General features: G+C 71.9%; 19 protein-coding genes. 4 read left to right on the forward strand and 15 right to left on the reverse strand.

The features are described 5' to 3' along the window. Window positions 1-358: 358 nt before the first annotated feature. From ACFYYR_RS21615 to uvrA, 12 genes are all read right to left on the reverse strand, one after another. On the reverse strand, window positions 359-694 hold the full coding sequence (locus ACFYYR_RS21615; RefSeq protein WP_351507258.1) for an RNA polymerase-binding protein RbpA: 336 nt from the start codon (window positions 692-694) through the stop codon (window positions 359-361). A gap of 163 nt (window positions 695-857) precedes the next feature. After that, on the reverse strand, window positions 858-1,088 hold the full coding sequence (secG, locus tag ACFYYR_RS21620; RefSeq protein WP_388855799.1) for a preprotein translocase subunit SecG: 231 nt from the start codon (window positions 1,086-1,088) through the stop codon (window positions 858-860). Window positions 1,089-1,237: 149 nt separating this feature from the next. Continuing rightward, a complete protein-coding gene (gene tpiA / locus ACFYYR_RS21625; protein ID WP_388855802.1) occupies window positions 1,238-2,014 on the reverse strand; it encodes a triose-phosphate isomerase in 777 nt (258 codons plus the stop codon). A 100-nt stretch (window positions 2,015-2,114) separates the two neighbouring features. After that, entirely contained in the window at window positions 2,115-3,326 is a 1,212-nt protein-coding gene (locus ACFYYR_RS21630; protein WP_388855804.1) for a phosphoglycerate kinase, read from the reverse strand. A gap of 107 nt (window positions 3,327-3,433) precedes the next feature. Next, a complete protein-coding gene (gene gap, locus ACFYYR_RS21635; RefSeq protein ID WP_388855807.1) occupies window positions 3,434-4,438 on the reverse strand; it encodes a type I glyceraldehyde-3-phosphate dehydrogenase in 1,005 nt (334 codons plus the stop codon). Between the two features lie 128 nt (window positions 4,439-4,566). After that, window positions 4,567-7,515: a M14 family zinc carboxypeptidase gene (locus ACFYYR_RS21640; RefSeq protein ID WP_388855810.1), complete on the reverse strand. Its 2,949-nt coding sequence runs from the start codon at window positions 7,513-7,515 to the stop codon at window positions 4,567-4,569. Between the two features lie 323 nt (window positions 7,516-7,838). Then, the gene (gene whiA / locus ACFYYR_RS21645; protein ID WP_351507247.1) at window positions 7,839-8,828 is read right to left on the reverse strand and encodes a DNA-binding protein WhiA; all 990 of its coding nucleotides are present in this window, start codon (window positions 8,826-8,828) and stop codon (window positions 7,839-7,841) included. Beyond that, on the reverse strand, window positions 8,819-9,847 hold the full coding sequence (gene yvcK / locus ACFYYR_RS21650; protein ID WP_388856298.1) for a uridine diphosphate-N-acetylglucosamine-binding protein YvcK: 1,029 nt from the start codon (window positions 9,845-9,847) through the stop codon (window positions 8,819-8,821). The genes whiA and yvcK overlap by 10 nt, the downstream gene beginning before the upstream one ends. Before the next feature lie 236 nt (window positions 9,848-10,083). Further along, window positions 10,084-11,013 (reverse strand): RNase adapter RapZ, encoded by a 930-nt coding sequence (gene rapZ, locus ACFYYR_RS21655; protein WP_388855814.1) that lies wholly within the window; start codon window positions 11,011-11,013, stop codon window positions 10,084-10,086. Then, on the reverse strand, window positions 11,010-13,151 hold the full coding sequence (uvrC, locus tag ACFYYR_RS21660) for an excinuclease ABC subunit UvrC (protein ID WP_388855817.1): 2,142 nt from the start codon (window positions 13,149-13,151) through the stop codon (window positions 11,010-11,012). The genes rapZ and uvrC overlap by 4 nt, the downstream gene beginning before the upstream one ends. A gap of 1,326 nt (window positions 13,152-14,477) precedes the next feature. Next, on the reverse strand, window positions 14,478-15,380 hold the full coding sequence (locus tag ACFYYR_RS21665; protein ID WP_388855820.1) for a GNAT family N-acetyltransferase: 903 nt from the start codon (window positions 15,378-15,380) through the stop codon (window positions 14,478-14,480). 463 nt (window positions 15,381-15,843) lie between these two features. Continuing rightward, window positions 15,844-19,014 carry an excinuclease ABC subunit UvrA gene (gene uvrA, locus ACFYYR_RS21670; RefSeq protein ID WP_388855823.1) on the reverse strand — a complete coding sequence of 1,057 codons (3,171 nt, stop codon included), beginning with the start codon at window positions 19,012-19,014 and terminating at the stop codon, window positions 15,844-15,846. A gap of 179 nt (window positions 19,015-19,193) precedes the next feature. Between uvrA and ACFYYR_RS21675 the strand changes: the two genes are divergently transcribed. From ACFYYR_RS21675 to ACFYYR_RS21685, 3 genes are all read left to right on the forward strand, one after another. Further along, a complete protein-coding gene (locus ACFYYR_RS21675; RefSeq protein ID WP_388855826.1) occupies window positions 19,194-19,910 on the forward strand; it encodes a maleylpyruvate isomerase family mycothiol-dependent enzyme in 717 nt (238 codons plus the stop codon). 4 nt (window positions 19,911-19,914) lie between these two features. Beyond that, on the forward strand, window positions 19,915-20,571 hold the full coding sequence (locus tag ACFYYR_RS21680) for an MBL fold metallo-hydrolase (protein WP_388855829.1): 657 nt from the start codon (window positions 19,915-19,917) through the stop codon (window positions 20,569-20,571). A gap of 409 nt (window positions 20,572-20,980) precedes the next feature. Further along, window positions 20,981-21,235: a hypothetical protein gene (locus ACFYYR_RS21685; RefSeq protein WP_388855832.1), complete on the forward strand. Its 255-nt coding sequence runs from the start codon at window positions 20,981-20,983 to the stop codon at window positions 21,233-21,235. Between the two features lie 107 nt (window positions 21,236-21,342). Here ACFYYR_RS21685 and ACFYYR_RS21690 read toward each other — a convergent pair whose 3' ends face one another. Next, window positions 21,343-21,555, reverse strand: coding sequence for a hypothetical protein (locus ACFYYR_RS21690; protein WP_388855835.1), 213 nt, complete (start codon window positions 21,553-21,555; stop codon window positions 21,343-21,345). A gap of 598 nt (window positions 21,556-22,153) precedes the next feature. Between ACFYYR_RS21690 and ACFYYR_RS21695 the strand changes: the two genes are divergently transcribed. Continuing rightward, window positions 22,154-23,440, forward strand: a complete 1,287-nt coding sequence (locus ACFYYR_RS21695; protein ID WP_388856300.1) for an MFS transporter — start codon at window positions 22,154-22,156, stop codon at window positions 23,438-23,440. A 169-nt stretch (window positions 23,441-23,609) separates the two neighbouring features. Here the strand turns inward: ACFYYR_RS21695 and ACFYYR_RS21700 are convergent, their stop codons facing one another. Next, the gene (locus ACFYYR_RS21700; RefSeq protein WP_388855838.1) at window positions 23,610-24,605 is read right to left on the reverse strand and encodes a TerC family protein; all 996 of its coding nucleotides are present in this window, start codon (window positions 24,603-24,605) and stop codon (window positions 23,610-23,612) included. Window positions 24,606-24,841: 236 nt separating this feature from the next. Beyond that, a complete protein-coding gene (locus ACFYYR_RS21705) occupies window positions 24,842-26,965 on the reverse strand; it encodes a TerD family protein (RefSeq protein WP_388855841.1) in 2,124 nt (707 codons plus the stop codon). Window positions 26,966-26,971 lie beyond the last annotated feature (6 nt).

Raw genomic sequence — 26,971 nt, forward strand, 5'->3', positions numbered from 1 at the left:
ACTCCCGACTCGAGCAGCCCTCCTGGGCGAGCCCCCGTCCCCGGTAAGAGCTCCGCCCGCGGTTCTGCTCGCCGCTGCGATGCGGCCGGGTGCGCTTCCGCCGGGTGCCCGTCCCCCGCTTCGCCTCCACCCGTGCCACCGACACCTGCACCGGCCACCGCCATGATTCACCCCTCCGCACCGTTCCCTGGAGTTCGTCACCCTAGGGACAGCCACTGACAATGCCTCCGGGCCAACTGCCCCACCCGGAACGCCGACGGCCCGGTGCACCGGGGATGTACCGGTGAACCGGGCCGCTGGTACGGCTGACGGGGCGCGGGAGGCGCCCGGGTGAGCTCGGGGACGACGTCCGGAGGACCTAGATCTCGCCGCGGAGCTTGGCGAGCGCCTCGGCGAGAATCGCCTCGCCGTCGGCGTCACTGCGCCGCTCCCGGACGTACGCGAGGTGGGTCTTGTACGGCTCGGTGCGCGGCGGGTCCGGCGGACTCTCCCGGTCCTTCCCGGCGGGGAAACCACAGCGGGGGCAGTCCCAGGTCTCGGGAACCTGCGCGTCGCTGGCGAAGCTCGGCTGTGTCTCGTGCCCGTTGGAGCACCAGAAGGAGATGCGGAGGCGCGGTGCGGATTCGCCCCGCTCTGCCTCCCCCATCGGCCCCGCTCCGACCCGACTTCCACGGATCGCGTTGCCACTTGCCACGGTCGTAACTCCCTGCGTCATGGTGCCGCGAAGCATTGATAGGCAGCTCCGCTGCCGGGGCGCTCCAGTCTACGTAAGGCCCAACGCGCGTCCAGTGGCAGGAGTTACCTACCGCTCCTCGAGGACGCAAGCCCTCATGATATGCCGCAGGGACGACGGTGTGTCAGGAGTCGAGCTTCACCAGCACGCCAAGGGCCACAATGCACGCGAACCACAGCAGACCGACCACGATCGTGATCCGGTCCAGGTTCCGCTCGGCGACCGACGAGCCGCCGACGGAGGACTGCATGCCTCCGCCGAACATGTCGGACAGACCGCCGCCCTTCCCCTTGTGCATCAGCACCAGCAGCATCATCAGCAGGCTGAAGACGATCAGGGCGATCGAGAACCCCATAACCACGGCTGGACCAACTCTCTCGGACGGTGACGGACGCTGCTCTTGATCGAACGATCGGGTCTTGACCGAACAATCGGGGGCCGGGCAGCTGCAGCGCGCTGCCTCGACCCCCGACAGGGTACTTCGGAGTACCGCCTTCGGCCTACTTACTGGTCGCGGAAGCGGACGATCTTGACGAACTCGTCGACATCCAGCGCGGCGCCGCCGATCAGGGCGCCGTCCACGTCGGGCTGCGCCATGATCGCGGCGACATTGCCCGACTTCACGGACCCGCCGTACTGGATGCGGACCGTGTCGGCCAGCTCCTGGGTGTACAGCTCGGCCAGCCGGCCGCGGATCGCCCCGCAGACCTCCTGGGCGTCCTCGGGCGTGGCCACCTCGCCGGTGCCGATGGCCCACACCGGCTCGTAGGCGATCACGATGGTCGCGGCCTGCTCCGCCGGGACGCCCTCCAGGGCCCCGTCGACCTGGGCGAGGGTGTGCGCGACCTGGTTGCCCGCCTTGCGGACGTCCAGGCCCTCACCGACGCAGAGGATGGGGGTGAGGTCGTGCCGGAACGCGGCCTTGACCTTGGCGTTCACCAGGGGCTCGTCCTCCTGGTGGTACTGCCGTCGCTCGGAGTGACCGATCGCCACGTAGCTGCACTTGAGCTTGGCCAGCATGCCACCGGAGATCTCACCGGTGTAGGCGCCCTCGTCGTGCGCCGAGAGGTCCTGGGCGCCGTACTTGATCTTGAGCTTGTCGCCGTCGACCAGGGTCTGCACCGAGCGCAGGTCGGTGAAGGGCGGCAGGACGGCGACCTCGACGTCCTCGTAGTCCTTGTCGGTCAGGGCGAAGGCGAGCTTCTGGACATGGGCGATGGCCTCGAGGTGGTTGAGGTTCATCTTCCAGTTGCCCGCCATGAGCGGGGTGCGGCTGGTCATGTCCGTCCTTTCTGGTTCTCGTCCCCGCCCGCGCGGCGCGCGGACGGGAGTCGTATCGGTGCGCGGCCCGGAGGCCGCGGGGGCGTGCGCGCCCCGGCGGTCAGTCCTCGAGCGCCGCGAGACCGGGGAGCGTCTTGCCTTCGAGGTACTCCAGGCTCGCTCCGCCGCCGGTCGAGATGTGACCGAATGCCTTCTCGTCGAAGCCCAGGGTGCGCACGGCCGCGGCCGAGTCGCCACCGCCGACGACAGTGAAGGCCGGGCTGTCGACCAGGGCCTGGGCGACCGCGGCGGTGCCCTCGGCGAAGTCGGGGTGCTCGAAGACACCCATCGGGCCGTTCCAGAAGACGGTGGCCGAGTCGGCGAGCCTCGCGGCGTACAGCTCGCGGGTGCGCGGCCCGATGTCCAGGCCCTCCTGGTCGGCCGGGATGGCGTCGGCGGCGACGACCGTGGGGTTGGCCGGGGCCTTGGTCTTCAGGTCCGGGAACTCGGGCGAGACCAGGACGTCGACCGGGAGCACGAACTCCACTCCCTTGGCCGCGGCGCGCTCCAGGTACTCCCGGACCGCCGGGATCTGGTCCTCCTGGAGGAGCGAGATGCCGACCTCGTGGCCCTGGGCCTTGAGGAAGGTGTACGCCATGCCGCCGCCGATGAGGATGCGGTCGGCCTTCTCCAGCAGGTGGTCGATGACGCCGAGCTTGTCCGAGACCTTGGCGCCGCCGAGCACCACGGCGTACGGGCGCTCGACGTCCTCGGTGAGCCGCTTGAGCACGTCCACCTCGGCGGCGATCAGGTACCCCGCGGCGTGCGGGAGCCGGGCCGGGAGGTCGTAGACCGAGGCGTGCTTGCGGTGCACCGCGCCGAAGCCGTCGCCGACGTACAGGTCGGCCAGCTCCGCGAGGCTGTCGGCGAACGCGCCGCGCTCGGCGTCGTCCTTGCTGGTCTCCCCGGTGTTGAAGCGCAGGTTCTCCAGCAGCGCGACCTGGCCGTCGGCCAGCGCGGCGACGGTGGCCCGGGCGGACTCACCGACGGTGTCGGTCGCGAACGCCACGCCCCTGCCGAGGAGTTCGGCCAGCCGCTTGGCGGCCGGGGCGAGGGAGAACTGCGGGTCCGGGGCGCCCTTGGGACGTCCCAGGTGGGAGGCGACCACCACCTTGGCGCCGGCCTCGGCGAGCTTGGCGACGGTCGGCACGACGGCGCGGATCCGGCCGTCGTCGGTGATGGTGGTGCCGTCGAGCGGCACATTCAGGTCGGCGCGGACGAATACGCGCTTGCCCGCCACACCGCCGTCGATGAGGTCGTCGATCGTCTTCATGTTTCCTGGACTCCTTGGGTGCCGAGACAAGCGGCAGGGCCCGTGCGGCGCGCTGTGCGCTGCGCGAGCCCTGCCACTCACATCGAGGTGTCGTAAGGCCGCTGGGGTCAGAGCCGCCCGCCGACGAAGGTGGTCAGGTCCACCAGGCGGTTGGAGTAGCCCCACTCGTTGTCATACCAGCCGACGACCTTCACCTGCTTGCCCTGGGCCATGGTGAGGCCGGCGTCGAAGGTGCAGGAGGCCGGCCAGTTCACGATGTCGGAGGAGACGATCGGGTCCTCGGTGTACTCCAGGATGCCCTTGAGCTGGCCCTCGGCGGCCTTCTGGAAGGCCGAGTTGATCTCGTCCTTGGTGACCTCGCGGTCGAGCTCGATGACGAGGTCGGTGACCGAACCGGTGGGGACCGGGACGCGCATGGCGATGCCGTCCAGCTTGCCCTTGAGCTGCGGGAGCACCAGAGCGGTGGCCTTCGCGGCGCCGGTGGAGGTGGGGATGATGTTCTCCGCGGCGGCGCGGGCGCGGCGCAGGTCGGAGTGCGGGAAGTCGAGGATCCGCTGGTCGTTGGTGTACGCGTGGACCGTCGTCATCATGCCCTTGACGATGCCGAAGCTCTCGTCGAGGACCTTGGCCATCGGCGCCACACAGTTGGTGGTGCAGGAGGCGTTGGAGATGACGTGGTGGCTGGCCGCGTCGTACTTGTCCTGGTTGACGCCCATCACGATGGTGATGTCCTCGTTCTTGGCCGGGGCCGAGATGAGGACCTTCTTCGCGCCGGCGGCCAGGTGCTTGGCCGCGTCGTCACGCTTGGTGAAGATGCCGGTGGACTCGACGACGATGTCGGCGCCCAGCTCACCCCAGGGGAGCTGGGCCGGGTCGCGCTCGGCCATCGTCCGGAAGGTCTGGTTGCCGACCGTGATGGTGTCCTCGGTGTGGCTGACGTCCTGCTTCAGCCGGCCGAGGATGGAGTCGTACTTGAGCAGGTGCACCAGGGTGGCGTTGTCGGTCAGGTCGTTGACACCGACGATCTCGATGTCCGCACCCTGCTCCAGGAGAGCCCGGAAGTAGTTGCGGCCGATGCGGCCGAAGCCATTGATTCCTACGCGGATCGTCACGAACCGATCTCCTCGTTGGTACGCCGGTCTGGAACCCGGCGAGCTGTATGGGATGTCCCCGACCACCCCCGACCCTACCCCCTTCGACGGGGGGACCGGGGACATCGGGCGGCCGGGGACACGCACGGTCAGCGGCGCAGGGCGCGCAGTGCTGTCCGTACCACCTGTGCCCGCTCCCGGGCGCTGTTCACATGCTCCAGACCGAAGCCGAGCAGCACCGTGTCGCGCGTGGTGACGGCCGACGAGGCGTGGAACAGCTCCCTGGAGCGTGCCCAGTCGGTGGTGCTCGCGGGGCTGCCGGACGGCGCTCCGGGAACCGCCCAGGGCCCGAGCGCCTGCTCGAATCCCTCGGTCTGCCCGGGGGTGCCGCTGGTGAGCAGACGGGTGTTGTCGACGAACACGCCGCGTCCGCCGGTGCCCGGGTCGGTGACGTAGGAGACCGACAGCTCGATCTTCTTGCCCGCGTAGCCGCTCAGGTCGAACGCGACGGACCGCCAGCCGTCGGAGGAGCCGGTGAACCGGTTCCAGCTGCCGCTGCTGCCGGTGGCCCGGCAGGCGTCCTCGCCCTGGGTGAGGTAGTGCGACAGGAAGGGGTGGCCGCGGAGGTAGAAGCCCTCGGTGCAGTCGGCGGGCACCTCCGTGCCGGTGCCGCCGCGCTTGTCGGGCAGGGTCGTCCAGTCGTCCTGGCCCACGGTGTGCGCCTCGACGATCACGTTGTCGTAGTCACGCTCGGTGTCGTAGCTGAGCCGGAAGTCCAGCGTCGGCTCCGCGGCGGCGTCCGTGCCGGTCAGATCGACCGTGCGGGAGAGCCGCATCCAGGAGCTGTCCTGGTGCCGGGCGGCGGCGAACCAGTCGCCCTCGTACGGCTGGAACGGGGTCCGCACGCCGGGGTAGTCGCCCGCGGCGGCGCTGCGGAACTGCGGGAAGTCCGCGGGCGGCAGTTCGTCGGAGGTGACGGTGTAGGCGCCCGCGCCGTCCAGCGGATTGCCCTCGGCGTCGCCGATGCGGGCCGTGGTTCCGCCGAGCCGTCCGGTTCCGGCGAACCGGTCCGGGGACTTCACCGAGATGCGGCCGGAGGCACCGAGGTAGTACTGGCTGAAGTCGTCGGTGGCGGCCCGTCCGACCGTGGACGCGCCGCCCGCCTTCTCACCGGTGGTGATGAGCTTGCCGCCCTCGTTGAGGAAGTCCCGCACGGCGAGCAGCGTCGAGCCGCCGGGCCGGTCGGCGCCGGTGTACCAGAGCACGGTACGGAAGTGGTCGAGGATGCCGAGGTGATGCGGGGCGCCCTGGGTGGCGACGTCCCAGACGACGGCCTTGCGCCCGTTGTCGGCCAGCGCCCGGGTGTACGCGGCCGTGTGCCGGGCCGCGCCGGTGCCGCCCTCCTCGGCGATGACCAGGGTGTCCGCCGCGGGGCGCTTCGCGACGGCGTAGGTGAAGGGGGTGCTCTCGGTCCGCTTGCCCGCGCGGGTGCGGCCGGTGAACCAGACGGTCACCTTATCGCCGGTGCGCGCGCCGGTGACCTTCGCCCGGTACTGGTCGAAGCGGATGTTGTCGTCGCCGCCGTAGGTCTCGCCGCCCTTCCAGGCCTTGAGGCGAGCGGTGTGCGTACGGCCGCCGTCGATGCGGTAGTTGAGCTGCTTGGCCCGGACGCTCTTGCGCGCGGTGACCGAGACCTGCTGGGCGGCTCCGCGGGCGTAGGAGGCGGTGAAGGCGTCCGGAGTGAAGTCCGGGGCCTCCATGCCGACGGGCGAACTGGGCCGGTCCGGGTGCGCGGCGGTCTCGGCGACGGCCAGCGCGAAGGGCACGTTCTTACGGAACTCCTGCTCGATCAGCTTGCGGTCGTCGGGGAAGTTGAAGCCCGACGGGCAGTCGGCGGCGTTCCAGGCGTCGTTCGGGTCGACCCGCGACGCCGTGGCACAGGTGGACATCTCCGGGGTGAACATCATCATCCCGTTGGCGTTGCCCGCATGGCCGTCCGCTTCACCGTTGGTGGTGTAGAGCTCGGACGAGACCTGAGGCCGGTAGCCGGGGACCGCGGGCTTCTCCGGGGTACCGGCCAGCGCCTTGTAGAGGACGTCGTCCGGGGTCTCGGTCGCGACCTGCCAGCCGACGCCGTAGAGGATCAGCTCCGCGGCGGAGTGGTAGTTGATGCCGTACGCGAAGCCGATGCGCTTCTGGAGACGGTCGATCGCCTTGGTCTCCGGCTCGGACAGGGCGCCGCTGCCGCGGAAGGTCTCGTCGGCCGGGTCCGGCGAGGAACCCTCGTTGTCGTAGCCCCACTTGTAGGCGAAGTTGCGGTTGAGGTCGACGCCGTCGCCGGGTGCGATCTTCCCGTCGCCGTTGTTGTCGTGAAGGTTCTTGCGCCACAGCCGGTTGCCCGGAGTGAAGCTGAAGTCGTACCCGTCGGGGTTGGCGGAGAGGACGAACCACAGCTCGGTGGAGTCCACGATCCCGGTGATCCGGCGGTCCCGGCCGTAGCCGTCCAGGTAGTGGTGCATCAGCCGGCGGGTCATCTCCGGCGTGATCCACTCGCGGGCGTGCTGGTTGGACATGTACAGCACCGCGGGCTTGGCCCCGTCCCGGACCTTCCGCGCCCCCTTGCTGACCTTGAGGGCGAGGATGTCCTTGCCGCCGACGGTCTTTCCGATGCTGACGGCCTTGGTGATGTCCGGGTGCGCCCGCGCGGTGGCGAGGATCTCCTGCTGCAGGCCGTTCTCGCCGCTGTACGGGCGGAACACCCCGTCCCCGGCGGCCGTGAGGCGGTGCTCGGCCGTGCTGGAGAGAGTGCGCCGTTCGAGGTCGACGCCCTGGTGGCGCAGCTCGGCGGCCTGCCGGCCGGTGAGCACCAGTTCGACGTTCGTGGTGCCCGTCGCCGGTGCCCGCTCGCCCAGTTCGTGGCCGTCGGCGCCGGCCCGGAGCAGCAGCGGGATCTGTTCCCTGGTCACGTCCGCGTTCCACACGGAGACTTCGTCGGCGTCCGGGCCGCTGCCCGGCCGGGCCTGGGCTGCGGGTGCGGCCGCCACTAATCCCAGCAGCAGTGAAGCCGCTGCGAGGATCGATCTCGCCTTGCGTCTCATGAGCCCCCCTTGCTGTAGTCCGTCACGGTTGTGCGCTGACGACAGGCTTGTGACGCTGCATGATCATGTCAATAGTGCCGGTCGTGCCGCGCGGGCACGGCCGACGGGGGGTTCCGGCGGCCTGCCGGGGTCCGATGATCAGGTCAGCACGAGGTCGGGCACCCCGGGCGGAGCCGCGCCGGGCGGTGACCGGAAAGGACGGCGGCCCCGCACCCTCCAGGGGTCACGGGGCCACCGACCGGCGTTCGGACGTGCCGGCTTCCGGCTTCCGGCTTCCGGCTTCCGGCTTCCGGCTTCCGGCTTCCGGCTTCCGGCTTCCGGCTTCAGCCGACCATGCCGTCGGCCATCTCCTCCGTCAGATTGGACTCCGTCCCCGGAATGCCGAGGTCCTGGGCCCGCTTGTCGGCCATCGCCAGCAGCCGGCGGATACGGCCCGCGACGGCGTCCTTCGTCAGCGGCGGATCGGCGAGCGCGCCCAGCTCCTCCAGCGACGCCTGCTTGTGCTCCATGCGGAGCCGTCCGGCGGCGGCGAGGTGCTCGGGCACCTCCTCGCCCAGGATCTCCAGAGCCCGCTGGACCCGTGCCCCGGCGGCGACGGCGGCCCGCGCCGAGCGGCGCAGATTGGCGTCGTCGAAGTTGGCGAGCCGGTTGGCCGTCGCCCGGACCTCGCGGCGCATCCGCCGCTCCTCCCAGGCCAGCACCGACTCATGGGCGCCGAGCCGGGTCAGCAGCGCGCCGATCGCATCGCCGTCCCGTACGACGACGCGGTCCACACCGCGCACCTCGCGGGCCTTGGCCCCGATGCCGAGCCGGCGGGCGGCGCCGACCAGGGCGAGCGCGGCCTCCGGCCCGGGGCAGGTGACCTCCAGGGACGAGGACCTGCCGGGCTCGGTGAGCGAGCCGTGCGCCAGGAACGCGCCGCGCCAGGCGGCCTCGGCGTCACAGGTCGCACCGGAGACCACCTGGGGCGGCAGCCCGCGGATCGGGCGGCCGCGGCCGTCGACCAGCCCGGTCTGCCGTGCCAGCTGGTCACCGCCCGCCACCACCCGAACGACGTAACGGCTGCCGCGCCGCAGCCCGCCCGGGGCCATCACCACCAGGTCGGACGCGTGCCCGAAGATCTCCAGGATGTCCTTGCGCAGACGGCGGGCGGCGATGCCGGTGTCCAACTCCGCCTCGATCACGATCCGGCCGCTGACCAGGTGCAATCCGCCCGCGAACCGCAGGATCGACGAAACCTCCGACTTCCGGCAGCAGGTCCGGGTGACGGGTAGCCGGGAGATCTCGTCCTTCACCGCTGCCGTCATCGCCATGGGCCGATCCTTCCATGCATCCGAAAAATACGGTCGTACGCGGCGGCCAGCAGCTCCGGGTCGTGCTTGGAGGAACTGTCCGGCGCGGCCACCGGCGCCAGCTCGACCGTGCCGCCCAAGCGCTGGGCGGCTTCGGTCAGGCTCTTCCGGTCGGGCACGGCGGCCTCGTCGGCCAGCACCACGTCGAAGGCGAGTTTAGGGGCGTGTCGGGCCAAAACCTCCAAATGACGCTGCGGGGAGAACCCCTCGGTTTCACCGGGCTGCGGCGCGAGGTTCAGCGAGAGCACCCGGCGTGCCTTGGTCTCGGTGAGCGCGGTGAGCAGCTCCGGGACGAGCAGATGCGGGATCACCGACGAGAACCACGAGCCGGGTCCCAGCACCACCCAGTCCGCGTCGAGGACCGACTCCACGGCCTCGGGCACGGCCGGCGGGTCGTTGGGCACCAGGTGGACGGACTGGACCTCGCCGGGCGTGAGCGCCACGGTGGCCTGGCCCCGGACGGTGCTGATCGCGTCGGCATGGGCGGGGTCGTGGCCGCGCACCAGCGCCTGGAGCTCCAGCGGCACCGCCGACATCGGCAGCACCCGGCCGTGCGCGCCGAGCAGCCGGCCCACCCACTCCAGCGCCTTGACGTGGTCGCCGAGCTGTTCCCACAGCGCGACGATCAGCAGGTTTCCGACGGCGTGGCCGTGCAGGTCGCCCTCGCTCGCGAAGCGGTGCTGGATCACCCGGGCCCAGGTCTGGCCCCAGTCGTCGTCCCCGCACAGCGCCGCCAGCGCCTTGCGGAGGTCGCCGGGCGGCAGCACGCCCAGCTCGTCGCGGAGCCGCCCGCTCGATCCCCCGTCGTCGGCGACCGTGACCACGGCCGTCAGATCACCGGTGATGCGGCGCAGCGCGGCCAGCGACGCCGAGAGGCCCTGGCCGCCGCCGAGTGCGACGACCTTGGGCTGGGCAGCGCTGCGCCGGCGGTTCGCACGCCGCGTGGGCAGGCCCGCCCGGTCCGGCACGAGAGCCCGCACCCGACGGAGCCGCGAGCTGCGCCCGCCGGCCGGCCGCGGCGGGACGGCCGGTGCCGGAGCCGGGGCCTGGGGGGTGTCCGCGGCCCGGTCGGCTTCCGGGGGCGGGGCGGCGTCCGGGAGCCGGTCGGCGCACTCCCCGGCCCCGGCCGGCCCCTCGGCGGCACGGCCGCTCGTGTCCGGGGCGGGGCCGCCCGGTGCGGGGGCGGCGCTGTCGTCCCGGCCCTCGTCGCGGCGTTTCACTCGCGCCCCATGTCGCGGTGGACGACCACGGTCTCGACCCCTTCGGCCGCGAGCCGCGCGGCGAGCTTCTCGGACATGGCGACGCTGCGGTGCTTGCCCCCGGTGCAGCCGATCGCGATCGTCACGTAGCGCTTGCCCTCACGGCGGTATCCGGCCGCGATGAGCTGCAGCAGCTCGGCGTAGCGGTCCAGGAACTCCTTGGCGCCGGGCTGGTGGAAGACGTAGTTGGACACCTCTTCGTTGACCCCGGTGAAGGGGCGCAGCTCGGGCACCCAGTGCGGGTTGGGCAGGAAGCGGCAGTCCGCGACCAGGTCGGCGTCGACGGGCAGGCCGTACTTGTAGCCGAAGGACATCACCGTGGCGCGCAGCTCCGGCTCCTCCTCGCCGGCGAACTGGGCGTCCATCTTGGCCCGCAGTTCGTGGACGTTGAGGCTGGAGGTGTCGATCACCAGATCGGCGTCGCCGCGCAGCTCGCGCAGCAGGTCGCGCTCGGCGACGATGCCGTCCACGATGCGGCCGGAGCCCTGGAGGGGGTGCGGGCGGCGCACCGACTCGAAGCGGCGGACCAGCGCCTCGTCGGAGGCCTCCAGGAAGATCACCCGGCGCTTGACGTTCTTGGCGGCCAGGTCGGCCAGGGACTCCCGCAGGTTGTCGAAGAACCGCCGGCCGCGGACGTCGACGACGACCGCGATCCGGGCCACGTTGCCCTGCGAGCGGGCGCCGAGGTCCACCATCGTGGGAATCAGTGCGGGCGGCAGGTTGTCGACCACGAACCAGCCGAGGTCCTCCAGGCACTTGGCCGCGGTGCTGCGGCCCGCGCCCGACATGCCCGAGATGATCACCAGCTCGGGGATGGCTCCGGAGTCGGCGCCCTCCGCCGTCGTGCCCGTACTCACCTGTGCTCCGTCTCCGTCGTTGTCATTCATCCGTGCTGCCCCCGTTCCGACGAGGACGCCGCGGCTGCGGCCTCGTCCTCCATGATCTCTCCCGTCGCGGTGTTCACCGCGGGCCCCGCCGGAGCCGCACCGGCGAGCGCCACCACGACCGTCTCGGCCGTCTTGCGGCCGATGCCGGGCACCTCGCAGATCTGGTCGATCGTGGCGGCCCGCAACCGCTTGACCGACCCGAAGTGCTTGAGCAGGGCCTGGCGACGGGTCTCGCCGAGCCCGGGGACCGTTTCGAGGGGCCCGGACCGCATGCTTTTGCTGCGCTTCTTCCGCTGGTAGGCGATGGCGAACCGGTGCGCCTCGTCACGGATCCGCTGGAGGAGGTAGAGCCCCTCGCTGGTGCGCGGCAGCACCACCGGGTCCTCGTCGCCCGGGAGCCAGACCTCCTCCAGGCGCTTGGCGAGGCCGCAGACGGCGACATCGTCGATGCCCAGCTCGTCGAGGGCCCGCCGGGCGGCGGCCACCTGCGGCCGGCCGCCGTCGACGACGACGAGCTGCGGGGGGTAGGCGAAGCGCCGCGGCCGGCCGGTCTCGGGGTCGACGGGGCCCGCGGCGGGGTCCGCGTCGGGACCGACCGGGCCCGAGGACGGCACGGGGGCCGCCACGGCACCGGGATCCACGGGGGCCGGGGACGGGCCGGCGGCGTCGGGCCCGGTGGGCGACACGGTACCGACGACCGGTTCGCCGCCGGTCTCCTCGTCCCACTCCCCCGTCCGCTGCTTCTCCTGGAGATAGCGGCGGAAGCGGCGGCCGACGACCTCGTGCATGGCCCGTACGTCGTCCTGCCCGGCGAAGCTCTTGATCTGGAAGCGCCGGTACTCGCTCTTCCGGGCGAGGCCGTCCTCGAAGACGACCATGGACGCCACCACGTCGTCGCCCTGCAGATGCGAGACGTCGAAGCACTCGATCCGCAGCGGCGCCGAGTCCAGGTCCAGGGCCTCGGCGATCTCCTCCAGCGCCCGGGAGCGGGTGGTCAGATCGGAGGCGCGCTTGGTCTTGTGCAGCGCCAGGGCCTGCTGGGCGTTCCGCTGCACGGTCGCCATCAGGTCCTTCTTGTCACCGCGCTGCGGTATCCGGAGGCTGACGTTGGAACCGCGGCGGGCGGTGAGCCACTCCACGACCGGATCGGCCGGGTCGGGCACGGCGGGGACGAGGACCTCGCGGGGCACGCCCTCGCCGGTCTCCTCGCCGTACAGCTGCTGGAGGGCGTGCTCGACGAGCCCGGCGGTGTCCACGGCCTCCACCTTGTCGGTGACCCAGCCGCGCTGACCGCGCACCCGGCCGCCGCGGACGTGGAAGATCTGGACGGCGGCCTCCAGTTCATCCTCGGCCACGGCGATCAGGTCGGCGTCCGTGGCGTCGGTGAGGACGACCGCGTTCTTCTCCATGGCGCGGCGGAGCGCCTCGATGTCGTCGCGCAGCCGGGCGGCCTTCTCGAACTCCAGCTCGTCCGAGGCGTCCTGCATCTGCTTCTCCAGGCGCCGCAGATACGCTCCCGTGCTGCCGGCCATGAAGTCGCAGAACTGGTCGGCGAGTTCGCGGTGCTCCTCCGGGGTGACCCGGCCGACGCAGGGCGCGGAGCACTTGCCGATGTAGCCGAGCAGGCAGGGGCGGCCGATCTGCGCGGAGCGCTTGAAGACCCCGGCGGAGCAGGTGCGGACGGGGAAGACCCGCAGCAGCAGGTCGACGGTCTCCCGGATGGCCCAGGCGTGCGCGTAGGGCCCGAAGTAGCGAACGCCCTTCCTCTTCGGACCGCGCATCACCTGAACGCGTGGAAATTCCTCGTTCAGGGTGACGGCGAGGGAGGGGTAACTCTTGTCGTCGCGGTATTTGACGTTGAACCGCGGGTCGTACTCCTTGATCCAGGAGTACTCGAGCTGCAGCGCCTCGACCTCGGTGGTGACGACGGTCCACTCGACGGAGGCCGCGGTGGTGACCATCGTGCGGGTCCGCGGGTGCAGCCCGGCGAGGTCCTGGAAGTACGAGGAGAGCCGCTGACGCAGGCTCTTCGCCTTCCCGACGTAGATCACCCGACCGTGCTCGTCCCGGAACCTGTAGACCCCCGGCGAGTCGGGGATCTGTCCCGGCTTGGGTCGGTAGCTGCTGGGGTCTGCCATGCCCTCACCCTACTGGCGGGAGGGGACAGTCCGGCGGCCGGAGACCGTCGGCCGAGGGGACACGGGTGTGACGTGTCCCATGCAACGGAGCGGCGGCGCTCCGGGGCGGTGCCCGGGCGGGCGCGGGGGCCGGGAGCGGCGCCGGAGCGGGCGGCGGGGGCGGCGGAGAGGGGCGTGGGGGCCTCGGCCCGCTCCGCCACCGGATCGGCCCGAGCAGGCACGGCAGCCCGGACCAGGCACGGCGGGAGGACGGGAGGAGGGGCGCGGCCCGGGCGGACGCGACCGCGGTGGCCGGCGGGCAGCGCTCTGCAGCGCAGTCGGGTGCGGGCACCTGGCGAACGGACGGCACGCGGCGACGGAGCGCGGGCCGACGGCGTGGACCGTCAGCGGCACCTGCGACGACGAGCGGCGACAGCGCTCAGTCCGAGTGCCAGCACCGCGGCCACGGCGGTGGCGGCGGACGCCGCCGTCACCAGGCTCTCGTCAACGGCCCGGCCAGGGGGCGAGGCGGGCCCCCCGGGGGTTCCGTAGCCGCTGACCTTGCCGTCCCGGTCGTGCGCGGAGCTGGGCAGCCCACTCCCGTACGCCGGGTGACGGCGAGCCGGGCGGGCGTCGACGGTCCTGCTCCCGCCCGTGGACCGGTCCTGCGCCCGCCCCGGAGCGTGCGCCACTGGCGGGTACTGCGTCCGGGCCCGCGCGTCCGCCTGAGCCCGGGACTGCGCGGCCACCGAGGTCACCGCATGTGCCGGAGAGGCGGCTCGCGCCGACGCCTGGAGCGGTGGTGCGAACAGAAGCAGTACGGCGGCAAGTGCCCCGGTCACGGCCGCACGAGCGGCGGTCCTGTGGGCGGTCACAACTTCACGCTCCGATCCGGTCGGGCGCGCGGCCCTGGGAGCAGGGCCGGCCCGGAGATGACGGCTGTTGTCGGCGCACCGGCGCGGAGTGCCCCCTGCTGACGGTCGTTCTGGGCCATCTCGTCCCCGGTCGTGTCGTTGACATTGTCATAACCGTAGATCACATGCATGTCGCCTCTCGTCCGAGTTGATCCCGGTCTGCACAGTGGAGTAATGCAGTCATCCGGCACATGCGGCCCGGGTTTGACGGCTGCTCCGGTCGGACCGTTCCGTGCATGACCGAAGGTTGCACGGGAGTTGGGGCCGGCCGTACCGCTAATGGGGTCGAGCACGCTCGGAAGTACGGATTCCTCCGCGGCGGCCGGAGCTGCCCCGATGCGGAACTCCCCCGGCGGCGGGGCGAATCGGAGCAGCGTCCGGGCGGCGGTGTCTGCTGCGGGCATGCCGTTCGGCGGCTCCGCGCCGCCGGCGGTCAGACGAAGTCGATGCGCTCCTCGCTGACGGGGTAGCCCGCCGTCGCGAAGTGTGCGGCCATCGGGAAGTTCCCCTGGTCGGTCGCGGCCACGATGCGCGTCGCACCCTGTGCCACCAGGTCCTGTGTGCACTCGACCAGCAGGTCGTAGGCGTAGCCGTGGCCGCGCTGCTCGGGGAGGACGCCGATGAAGCCGATGCAGGAGCCCGACGGGTTGCGGGCGGGGACGTGGAAGCCCACCATCTCGCCGGCCGGGTCGTAGGCCACCCGCCACCAGTCCCGCGGGGACGGCATCCAGCTGAGGACGGTGAGGAGTTCCTCGACCGCGCCGGCCCTGCCGTACGTCGCGATGTCGTTCAGGTCGTGGGCGTCCAACGAGCCTTCCTGGATCCGGCGCACCACGCCCCGGATGACGTCGTCGTCCGGCTCGGGCCGGTACTCCAGACGGCCGGTGCGCTCGGGGAGCGGGCAGTCGGAGGTCCAGGTGTAGCGGTAGCGTTCGACCAGCTTCCGGAGGCCCGCCGCCTCGGCCGCGGCCGTCCGGGCCTCGGCGGCGGCCCGCACGTCCGGCTTGTCACGCCAGCCGGGCGGCAGCAGCAGGCTGTACTCGGCGTGCAGAGGTGCGGCGCGCAGCAGCTGGACAGCGGCCTCGTGGTCGGTGAAGTCGAACCAGTCGAGGACGATGGGGGTGTCGTCCCCCTGCTTGGCCCACCAGGCAGCACGGGCGACCACGACGCCGTCGCGCAGAGCGACCCAGGTCCATTCCGGCCGGTACTGGCCGCCGTCGGCGATCATGCCGTAGGTGTCGCCGAGGACGGCGCGGCCGACGATGCCCGGGTCGGGCAGGGAGGTGAAGAGGGGAGTCTCGCCCGCGGTGAGCGGGCGGATGACCAGTTCAGTCATGGGTGAAGCGATCCTTCGGGAGAGTGGCGCGCTCCCGCATCAGACCTGGGACGCCCGGTGGACGGGGCGGGAGCGCAGGGTTGCTGTGGTGGACATCGCTCTCGCCTCCTCATCTGTGATCACGGGCGTGCGCTCACCCTAAGGGCGGCCGCTCGCTGAGGTCCAGGCATTTTCCGCGCAGGGATCCCGGCGTCGGGCGGACGGCGGGCACGGCACGCGTGCACGGCGGCGCGGACGTTCCGCTCCGCCGTGCACGCGTGCCCCGCATGGGCCTTGCTCTGCTCGGAAACCGTCGGCTCTGCTCGGACCGTCGACTCTGCTCGGACCGCCGGCTCTGCTTCGACCGCCGGCTCTGCTTCGACCGTCGGCTCTGCTCGGACCGCCCGTATGGGCGCGCCGGGCACAGGCGCGTCGAGCTCAGGCGCGTCGAGCTCAGGCGCGCCGGGCATCGGCGCGCCCGGGCTCAGGTGCGCCGGGTCCTCGTGGGCTTCCCCTCCGTGGACTTCTTCGCCGCGGCGCTCTTCTTCGCGGCCGTGGTCTGCGTGGCCACGGTCTTCTTGGCCGTCTTCTTGGCGGTGGTCTTCTTGGCCGCCGCCCTTCCGGCGGCCTCGGACTTCGGGGTCGAGTTCACCGTGGTGGACCCGGCCGCGGCCCGCTTCCCGGTCGACGTCTTCGCGTCCACCGTCCGCTTGGCGGGCGCGGACCGGGCCGCGACCGTCCTGGCGGACTTCCGCGCGGCCGGGGCCTTCTTCGCCGTCCGCTGTGCTCCCACGCGGGGTGTGGCGTCGCTGACCCGCTCGCCCAGGAGATCCCGCAGGAACTTGCCGGTGTGGCTCGCGGGGACGGCCGCCACCTCCTCGGGCGTGCCCTCGGCGACCACCAGACCGCCGCCGCTGCCGCCCTCCGGGCCCATGTCGACGATCCAGTCGGCCGTCTTGATCACATCGAGGTTGTGCTCGATGACGATCACCGTGTTGCCCTTGTCGACCAGCCCGGACAGCACATTGATCAGCTTGCTGATGTCCTCGAAGTGCAGACCCGTGGTGGGCTCGTCCAGGACGTAGACGGTCCGGCCGGTCGACCGCTTCTGCAGCTCGCTCGCCAGCTTGACGCGCTGCGCCTCACCGCCGGAGAGCGTCGGTGCCGACTGCCCGAGGCGGACGTATCCGAGGCCGACCTCGTTGAGCGTGCGCAGATGGCGGGAGATCGTCGGCACGGCGTCGAAGAAGTCCAGTGCCTCCTCGATGGGCATGTCCAGCACCTCGGCGATGGACTTGCCCTTGTAGTGCACCTCCAGGGTCTCCCGGTTGTAGCGCGCACCGTGGCAGACCTCGCACGGGACATACACGTCCGGCAGGAAGTTCATCTCGATCTTGATGGTGCCGTCACCGGAGCAGTTCTCGCACCGGCCGCCCTTGACGTTGAAGGAGAACCGGCCCGGCAGATAGCCGCGCACCTTCGCCTCCATCGTCTCGGCGAAGAGCTTGCGCACATGGTCGAAGACCCCGGTGTACGTGGCGGGGTTGGACCGCGGGGTCCGGCCGATGGGCGACTGGTCGACATGTACGACCTTGTCGACCAGGTCGTCGCCGTCGACCCGGGTGTGGCGCCCGGGGACGGTCCGGGCCGCATTCAGCTCCCGCGCCAGGTGCGTGTACAGGATGTCGTTGACCAGCGTGGACTTGCCGGAACCGGAGACACCGGTCACCGCCGTGAACACCCCGAGCGGGAAGGACACATCGATGTCCTGGAGGTTGTTCTCCCGCGCGCCGCGGACGGTCAGCCGCCGCTCGGTGTCCACCGGCCGCCGGATGTCCGGCGTCGGGATCTCCTTCTTCCCGGCGAGGTACTGGCCGGTCATCGACTCGCTGTTGGTCAGCAGCTCCTTCAACGGGCCGCTGTGCACCACCTTGCCGCCGTGCTCGCCCGCGCCCGGGCCGATGTCCACCACCCAGTCCGAGGTCTTGATGGTGTCCTCGTCGTGCTCCACGACGATCAGCGTGTTGCCCAGGTCCCGGAGCCGGACCAGGGTCTCGATCAGCCGGTGGTTGTCGCGCTGGTGCAGGCCGATCGACGGCTCGTCCAGCACGTAGAGCACCCCGACCAGGCCGGAGCCGATCTGGGTGGCGAGCCGGATGCGCTGGGCCTCGCCGCCCGAGAGCGTCCCGGCGGCCCGGTTCAGGGACAGGTAGTCCAGGCCGACGTCGACCAGGAAGCGCAGCCGCTCGTTGACCTCCTTGAGCACCCGCTCCGCGATCTTCTTCTCGCGGGCGCTGAGCTTCATCTCCCGCAGGAAGTCCGCACAGTCGCTGATCGACATCGCGGACACCTCGGCGATCGACCGGCCCTGCACGGTGACCGCGAGCACGATCGGCTTCAGCCGGGTGCCCTCGCACGTCGGGCAGGGCACCTCGCGCATGTAGCCCTCGAAGCGCTCCCGGCTGCTGTCGCTCTCGGCCTCCGAGTGCCGCCGCTTGACGAACGGCACCGCGCCCTCGAACGAGGTGGTGTACGCGCGCTCGCGCCCGTAACGGTTGCGGTAGCGCACCTCGATCTGCGTCCGGTGCCCGTTCAGCAGGGCCTTCTTCGCCCGCTGCGGCAGCCCGGCCCACGGGATGTCCGTACGGAAGCCCAGCTCCTCGGCGAGGGCGCCGACCAGCCGGCCGAAGTAGTCCTTGGTGTGGCCGTGCGACCACGGGTTGATGGCGCCCTCGTCGAGCGACTTGTCCTCGTCCGGGACGATCAGCTCCGGGTCCACCTCCATGCGGGTACCGATGCCGGTGCAGTCGGGGCAGGCGCCGAACGGCGAGTTGAACGAGAAGGAGCGCGGCTCCAGCTCCTCGAAGGACAGGTCGTCGTACGGGCAGTAGAGGTGCTCGGAGTACATCCGCTCGCGCTGCGGATCGTCGGCGTCGAGGTCGACGAAGTCGAGGATGACCATGCCGCCGGAGAGGCCCAGCGCGGTCTCCACGGAGTCCGTGAGCCGGCGCTTCGCGCCCTCCTTGACGGTGAGGCGGTCCACGACCACCTCGATGGTGTGCTTCTCCTGCTTCTTCAGCTTGGGCGGGTCGGACAGCTGGATCGTCGTGCCGTCCACCCGCGCACGGCTGTAGCCCTTGGCCTGGAGGTCGGAGAAGAGATCGACGAACTCGCCCTTGCGCTCGCGCACCAGCGGGGAGAGCACCTGGAAGCGGCTGCCCTCCTCCAGGCTCAGGACCTTGTCGACGATCGCCTGCGGCGACTGCCGGGAGATCGGCCGGGCGCACTCGGGGCAGTGCGGCTTCCCGATCCGGGCGAAGAGCAGCCGGAGGTAGTCGTAGACCTCCGTGATCGTGCCGACCGTCGAGCGCGGGTTGCGCGAGGTCGACTTCTGATCGATGGAGACCGCCGGTGAGAGACCTTCGATGAAGTCCACATCGGGCTTGTCCATCTGGCCCAGGAACTGGCGGGCATAGGAGGAGAGCGACTCGACGTAGCGGCGCTGCCCCTCCGCGAAGATCGTGTCGAACGCGAGGGAGGACTTGCCCGACCCCGACAGCCCGGTGAAGACGATGAGGGAGTCGCGAGGGAGGTCGAGCGAGACGTTCTTGAGGTTGTGCTCGCGAGCGCCACGGACGATGAGACGGTCGGCCACGCCGGTCGGCACCTTTCGTGAGAAGAGGCGGGGGTACGCCGGCACCCCCGGTCCAGGGTATGGGCGGCGCCACTGCGGTGTCGTACTTGATGCCGGACCGAGCCTATAGCACGCACATTCGATTTACGGGATCGTGTCGCCACCTTCACCCGAACGTGTGGCGGCGATAGCGTCGAGTCATGACTGATCACGTGCAGGACACGGCGGCGGTCCGGGAGGCCACCGCACGACTGCTCACCGCCCTGGGGAAGCTGGACGACGCCGCCGTCCGCGAGCCCTCCCTGCTTCCGGGCTGGTCACGCGGGCATGTGCTCGCCCATCTCGCGCGCAACGCCGATGCTCTCGTGAACGTCCTCGAGGCCGCGCGCACCGGCACCGACATTCCCATGTATGCCGGCAGCGAGATCCGCGACCGGGACATCGAGCGGGGCGCCGGCCGTCCGCTCGCCGTCCAGATCGAGGACCTGACTGCTGCGGCCGACCGTTTCAACAATGCCGCGGCCGCTCTTCATCCCGAGGCGTGGGAAGCCACCGTCACCCTGCGCAACGGCGTCACCGACCGGGCTTCGCGCGTGCCCTTCCGGCGGCTGATCGAGATCGAACTCCACCACGTGGACCTGGGCATCGGCTGCACGGTCGGCGATCTCCCGGCCGCCTTCGTCGAGCGCGACCTGGAGTACGTCGCGGGCGAGCGGTTCGCGGGCCGGGGCGACGTCCCGCCACTGCTGCTGACCACCGACGACGGCCGCTGCCGGCGCACCGGGCGGACGGACGGCGACCCGGTGGCGGTCTCCGGGGCCGCGGCGGCGCTGCTCGGCTGGCTCACCGGCCGGGCCGACGGCTCGGATCTCGACGCCGGGGGCGCCCCGCTGCCCGTCGTGCCGCCGCTAGGCTGACGCCATGACGTACAGCGGAGTGGTGACGGTCGGCGGGCCCGCGGACGTGCACGAACTGACGGACCTGATGATCTCGAAGGTCGCCGTCGGCCCCATGGAGAACAACGCCTATCTTCTGCGCTGCCGCGCGACCGATGTCCAGCTGCTGATCGACGCGGCGAACGAGCCGCGCACCCTGCTCAACCTGATCGGCGACGGCGGGATCGCCTCGGTGGTCACCACGCACCGGCACGCCGACCACTGGCAGGCGCTCGCCCAGGTGGTGACGGAGACCGGTGCCCGCACCTACGCGGGGCGGCACGACGCGGTCGGCATTCCGGTCCCCACCGACGTCCTGGTGGACGACGGCGACACCGTCCGGGTCGGCCGGGTGGAGCTGACCGCGCGCCATCTGGTCGGCCACACGCCGGGCAGCATCGCCCTGGTCTACGACGACCCGCACGGCCATGCGCACGTGTTCACCGGCGACTGTCTCTTCCCCGGCGGTGTCGGCAACACGAACAAGGACCCCGAGGCGTTCGCGTCGCTGATCCACGACGTGGAGACGAAGCTCTTCGACCAGCTGCCGGACGAGACCTGGGTCTACCCCGGCCACGGCAACGACACGACCCTGGGGGCGGAGCGGCCTCGGCTGCCGGAGTGGAAGGCCCGCGGCTGGTAGCCCCTGCCGGAGCGCAAACCGGCGTCCGCGCCGGTGCGCGCTCCGGTGTTCTGCGCGTCACCGGCGGACCCCGGCCGGCGACGCGCACGTGAAGCCGCGTCACCAACGCACCGGCGACCTGCAGGCCGCGGGCACCGGCGATGCGCAGGCGAGACCGCGTCAGGGGGCAGCCGGCTCGGAAGGCGGGCGACACGGAGGGCGGTCGGCTACACGCCGGAGTGCGCGATGCGACGCGTGCGGGGCGCGGTGTGGTGCGGTCGGCACTTGTCGCGCGGGGAGACGCCCCGCTGCCGACGGGGCGTTGCCCGGAGGGGTTCGCCCCGCCGTCGGCCGGGTACCCGCAGGGGCGAGGAACCGCCATCCGGACCCGGGTCCCCCAGCCTGTGCCGTGAGCCAGCTCAGGAGTCTTATGGACAACGACGTGCAGGACCTCATCACCAGGGCGCGTGAACTCGCCGAGCAGGCCGCCGAATCCGGGGATCCCGGGACCGCCGGTGCGGCGCAGGCCTATGCAACGCTGGCGCTCGTCGCCGGAATCGACGACGTCAACGCCCAGTTGCGCGGCCTCACCCGCCGGGTCGACACGGAGAGCGGCGTGATCGGCACGGTGCTCTCCGATCTCGGTCAGAAGCTCGACACCCTCACCTACCGCGTCCAGAGCTGATCCGGCGGGACACCAGCAAGTCCTGCCGACGGTCCGCCCGGTCGCCGGGGCCGTGCCCCGTGCCGAGTCGGGCGGACCTCATCTCCCGTGCGGCGAACGGACGGTCCTCACGCGGCGTTGGGCGGCCCGTCGTCGTTGCCCCGGTAACGCCTGCTGTCCCACAGGGCCATGGGCACGATGCCGACAGCCGCGCGCGGCCGGCTCCGCTCCGCGCCGCCGGGCCACTCGCTCACCAGTCCCTGGGGCTCGACTCCGTGCGGCTCGACCCCACGCATCCTGGCGGCCAGTCGCTCCGCTGCACTGAGCTTGCCTTGACTCATGCACTCCTCCAAGGTTCGGGCCTGACCTGTACGGGTCGTCAGCGATACGGGCCTCGCCCGCCGGTGGAACTCCGGTGGTGCCGAGGTCGCCGATGGCGTCAGTGATCTGTACGGCTCCCGAGCCGACTGCGTTCATCCGCGGCTGCCCTGAGCACGCGCCCCGGAGCTGCGGCCGGTGGCACGCACGGCCTCTCGGCGCCCACGTCGCCGTACGTCGGCACCGGTGGACACCCGCCCCCGGGCCCGGCGCCCTGCCGTCCCGGAGCTCCCGGAGCCGGGCCGGCGAAGGCCACGGTCCGGCCGACGGGGGCTGTGCAGGACAGCCGACCGGGGACTGCGCGGGACAGCGGGCGGATGGCGTGCGGAACACGGAGCGGCGGCTGCCCGGCAGTGGCCCCGCCCGTATCGCGCCGGGGAGCGACGGCGCACGACAGCACCTCCCGGAGGCGCCGCGCACCGCTCGCCGACAGCCGTCCGGGCCCGCGCACCCGCCGGCGCCGCGGATGCCACCGGGCGCCTCCGCGGGACCGGTGACCCGGGGCCGCTCTGCTTCGTTGAGCGCGGCGTGAACGATCACGTCGCCACCGCCCGCCCCTCGATGACCCGCCTGGCCGCGGCGTCGCTGGCCGGCACCGCCATCGAGTTCTACGACTTCTTCCTCTACGGCACGGCGGCGGCCCTGGTCCTGGGGCCGCTCTTCTTCCCGACGTTCTCCCCGCTCGCGGGGACCCTCGCGGCCTTCGGCACCTTCGCGGTCGGCTTCCTCGCCCGGCCCCTGGGAGCCGTGCTCTTCGGGCACATCGGCGACCGGCACGGCCGCCGTCCGGTGCTGGTCGCCTCGCTGTTGCTGACGGGGACCGCGACCGTCGCCGTGGGCTGCCTGCCCACCTACGCCTCGCTGGGCGCCGGCGCTCCGCTGCTGCTGTTGGCGCTGCGCTTTCTGCAGGGGCTCGGACTGGGCGGGGAGTGGGGCGGGGCCGTGCTGCTGACCGCCGAACACGCCCCCGCACGGCGCCGGGCACTGTGGGCGAGCTTCCCGCAGATGGGTCCGCCGGTGGGCTTCGTGCTGGCGAACGGCGTGATGCTCGCGCTCTCGGCCGCGCTGACGGAGGCGGAGTTCCGCGCCTGGGGCTGGCGGGTGCCGTTCTGGGCGGCCGGGGTACTGGCGCTGGCAGGGCTGCTGCTGCGGGCCTCGCTCACCGAGAGCCCGCAGTTCCGGGAGCTGGCCGAACAGGGCAGCCGGGCCCGGGTGCCGCTGGCCGAAGTGGTCCGGGGGCACTGGCGCCTGGTCCTGCTGACCGCCGGGGCGCTGGCCGTCGGCTACGCCGTCTTCTACGCGGTGACGACGTGGTCCCTGGCGTACGGCACCGAGGAACTCGGCGTGAGCCGCACGGTGATGCTGGGCTGCATCATGGCCGCGGTGGTGATCAAGGGTGCCTGCACACCCGTGGTCGGCATGCTCGCCGACCGCTACGGCCGACGGTCGCTGTGCCTGGTGGGGTGCGCGGCCGCGGCGGTGTGGATGTTCCCGTTGATCGCGCTGCTGCGGACCGGACAGCCCCTGCCGATGTTCCTGGGATTCCTCGGCGCCCTGCTGGCCTTCATCATGATGTTCGCCGTGGTCGCCTCCTATCTGCCGGAGCTGTACGAGCCTCGGGTGCGCTGTACCGGGGCGGCCGTGGGCTACAACCTGGGCGGGGTGCTCGGCGGGGCGCTGACCCCGGTCGTGGCGACCGCGGTGGCGGCCGGGGACGGGCCGCCCTGGGGCGTGGCCGCGTATCTGACCGGGATCGCGGTGGTCAGCCTGGTGTGCTTCGCGCTGCTGCCCGAGACCCGGCCCGTGGAGGCCGTGGAGCCGGCCGCCCCGGCGAGCGCGCCGGCCTGATCTCGGCCGGCGGCCGTCGGTGCACGGCCCCGTTCGCCACCGGCCGGTCGTCGGAGGCGGCCGCCGCCCTGGGGACGACCGCGCCTGACCGGGTTCCGGAGAGCCGCCCGAGAGACAGGGGACCGCACGTGCCGGGGCGCCCACACGGGGGCGCCCCGGCCGGGGTGGGTCAGGTGGTGACGTCGTCCTTCTCGGCGGCCTTCGCCTTCGCTTCCTTCTTCGCTTCCTTCTTCGACGCGTACAGGCTGGTGATCGTGGTGATGACGAGCACCGCGCAGATCACACCGAGCGAGACGGGGATGCTGATCTCGGGCACGTGGACCCCGGACTCGTGGAGCGCGTGGAGCAGCAGCTTCACGCCGATGAAGCCGAGGATGACCGACAGGCCGTACGAGAGGTGGACGAGCTTCTTCAGCAGTCCGCCGATGAGGAAGTACAGCTGCCGCAGACCCATCAGCGCGAAGGCGTTGGCGGTGAAGACGATGTACGGATCCTGGGTGAGGCCGAAGATCGCCGGGATGGAGTCCAGCGCGAAGAGGATGTCCGTGGTGCCGATCGCCAGAACGACGACGAGCATCGGGGTCATCAGGCGCCGGCCCTGCTCCCGGACGAACAGCTTGGGGCCGTGGTACTCGCCGGTGGACGGGAAGCGCTTCTCGACCGCCTTGAGGAAGCGGTTCTCGTTGTACTCCTCGTCGTGGTCCTCGGAGCGGGCGTCCTGGATCAGCTTCCAGGCGGTCCAGATGAGGAACGCGCCGAAGATGTAGAAGACCCAGGAGAAGTTGGCGATGATCGCGGCGCCGGCCGCGATGAAGATCGCTCGCAGCACCAGGGCTATCAGCACGCCGATCATGAGGACGCGCTGCTGGAGCACCGGTGGCACGGCGAACTTCGCCATGATCAGCACGAAGACGAAGAGGTTGTCGACGCTCAGCGATTTCTCGGTGACGTAGCCCGCGAAGAACTCGCCCGCCGGCTGTCCTCCGCCGAAGAGATAGAGGCCGAGCCCGAAGAGCCCGGCGAGCACGACCCAGACGATGGTCCAGATACCGGCCTCCTTGATGGAGACCTCGTGCACCTTGCGTCCACCGATGAAGAAGTCGGCCGCGATGAGGGCGCACAGACCAACGATGGTCAACGCCCAGACGGCGGGTGTTACGTCCACTGTTCCTCCGGCATGGGTACGGCAACTGCCAGCGTCGTCGCTGCCGGAGGTCTCTTCCACCCGGGACCGTGTGCCGCCCTCGGGCCGGCGCCCCGGGATCTCATCGATCCGTACTGACGGGAACGCCGCAGTAGGGAGTACTCCCCTCCGCGTAAAGAACGGTACAGGAAATACCAAGGAAAGGTAAAGAGCTCGGCAAAGTCAGCGCAAAGTCGCTGGTCACCGGCCGTACCGCGTCACTGGCCGTACCGGTGCCGGGCCTCGGTCACCTGCGTGAGGACCTGCTCCAGCACCGCGCTGCCGGGCGGCGCGAGCGGCGGCTCGTAGGTCCAGGCGTGGCCGACCCACGGGTCGGCCAGGTGGTCGTCGGGGATCGGCGTGATCCGCATGAGGGAGCGCCAGAGCGGGTCGAGCAGCGGCCCGTACTCCTGGGCGTCCTCCCGGTCGGCGACCATCATCAGGTGCACGCCGACGGCCGGCCCCTCGTCCGCCAGGTAACGGAGCCGGGTGACGTCGCGGTCGTCGAAGCCGTGCGGGAAGTCGTTGACGATCAGCAGATGCTGGGAGGTGTCCACGTCCGGGGGCAGGGCATCGGAGGCTCCCCCGCGCAGGGCCATCTGCACCAGGTCCACCCGCTGGGTCAGACCGGCCAGGACCGCGGCCACGCCCGCCGCACCGGCCGCGGGCGGCTCGCGGAGGGCCCCGGACCTCACCAGCGGGGCGAGCGAGGAGGCCGCCGCGCCCGCCGGGTCGATCACCTGGACGGTGAACTCGCCCGCCGGATACACGGCGAGCAGGCGGGCGGCGTGCGCCACCGCGGTGTCCATGGCCAGACGGCGCAGCTCACCGGGGTCCAGGAACGCGCTGTCGGGGGTGCTCGCGCGTCCGCGGTCCACCCACAGCCCTCGCTCCAGCGGCAGCCGGACCAGCATGGGGATGCGGAGGTCGGGACGCTCCGGCAGGTGCAGATCGCCGAGGCGCAGCGCCATGGGGATCTCCATCGGCACCCGGTAGGCCTGCCAGACGGGGTTGTCCCAGCGGGCGAACGCGGGCGGCAGCGCCGGTTCCACGACCTCGGCCTCGGCGACGAGCTGGGCGAGGTCGCGGTCGAGGGCGGCCTGGGCCTGCTCGACGAGCCGGGTGTGCTTGGCGTGGGCTTCCGCGTGGTGGGAGTCACCGGTGGCGGCGAGCCGCAGGCGCGGATCGGCGAGCAGCCGGTCGAGCTCCTGCTCCCGGCGGGAGTCGGCGAAGTCGACCGCGCTGCGGTAGGCGGCGACGGTGCGGGCCAGATCCTCGAACATCCCCCACACCTGGTTGTAGAGCCGCTCGTCCGGGGTCCAGCCGGTGGCGTCGCCGGCGACGGGCGAGGACGGCGAGGCGGGCCCTCCGGACCCGTCGGCCGGGGGCGGAGTGGCGGCGGACGTCGCCGCGGTACGGCGGGGGTGCCGGTAGTCGACCGGGCCTCCGCCCTCGCCGGAGGCCGGCACCGCGGCCGCGGACGGCGGAACGGAGGGTTCCGGCGGGGAGGCGGCGGGTGCCGGTGACGGGTCGGGCACGGACGGGGACGCGGCAGGTGCAGGTGACGGGTCGGGCACGGACGGGGAGGCGAGCGGAGCGGAATCGGTGCCCCGGGCCATGGAGCTGCTCCCTCCGCTCGTTCCACCGCTGCCCCGGCCGTCGGCCGAGGCGCCGGCTGCTCGGCCGGCCGCGGTGCCGGTCATGGAGTCGGCGCCGGTCCCGCCGCCGGACGGGGCCGTGCGGACCCGGTCGCCCTCGGCGGTGCGGGACGGCGCCGGAACGGAGCGGGCCATGCCCTGAGCCACCGCGTCATGGATCGTGGCGGCGAGTTCAACGGCCTCGGGCAGCCCCTGGTCCCGGAACAGCTCTGCGAGACCGCCCGCGTACCCCTGTCCGACGGCGCGTACCTTCCAGGCACCCTGCCGGCGGTACAACTCCACGGCGACGACCGCGGATTCGCTGTCCAGGTCCGTGACCGTGTAGCCGGCGATCTCGTGGCCGTCGAGACCGGTGACGGCCACGAACGGCGCCGCGACGGCCCCGAATCGCGCCGGCCCGCCGCCACCGCCCGGCAGGGCGAGGAGCACGTGGACCCGGTGGACCTCGCCGGGCAGCGCGTCGAGGTCCACGGCGAGCCGGTGAACGGGCGCGGCCTGCCGGGAGACCTCCAGACCGGGCAGGGCCGGGGCGGCCGGATGAGCGACCCAGGCGGCACCCCGCACCGTGCCCTGTTCGTCGCCCAGGGTGGCTCCGGCCACGACCGGACTGCCCGCCGAGACCCGGATCTCCACACGGTTCCCGGGCAGCGGGTGGTTCTGCCCGCGCACCAGCTCGGCCGTCATCGTGCG

It is taken from the genome of Streptomyces sp. NPDC001922, from assembly GCF_042891165.1.
Taxonomy (GTDB): Bacteria; Actinomycetota; Actinomycetes; order Streptomycetales; family Streptomycetaceae; genus Streptomyces.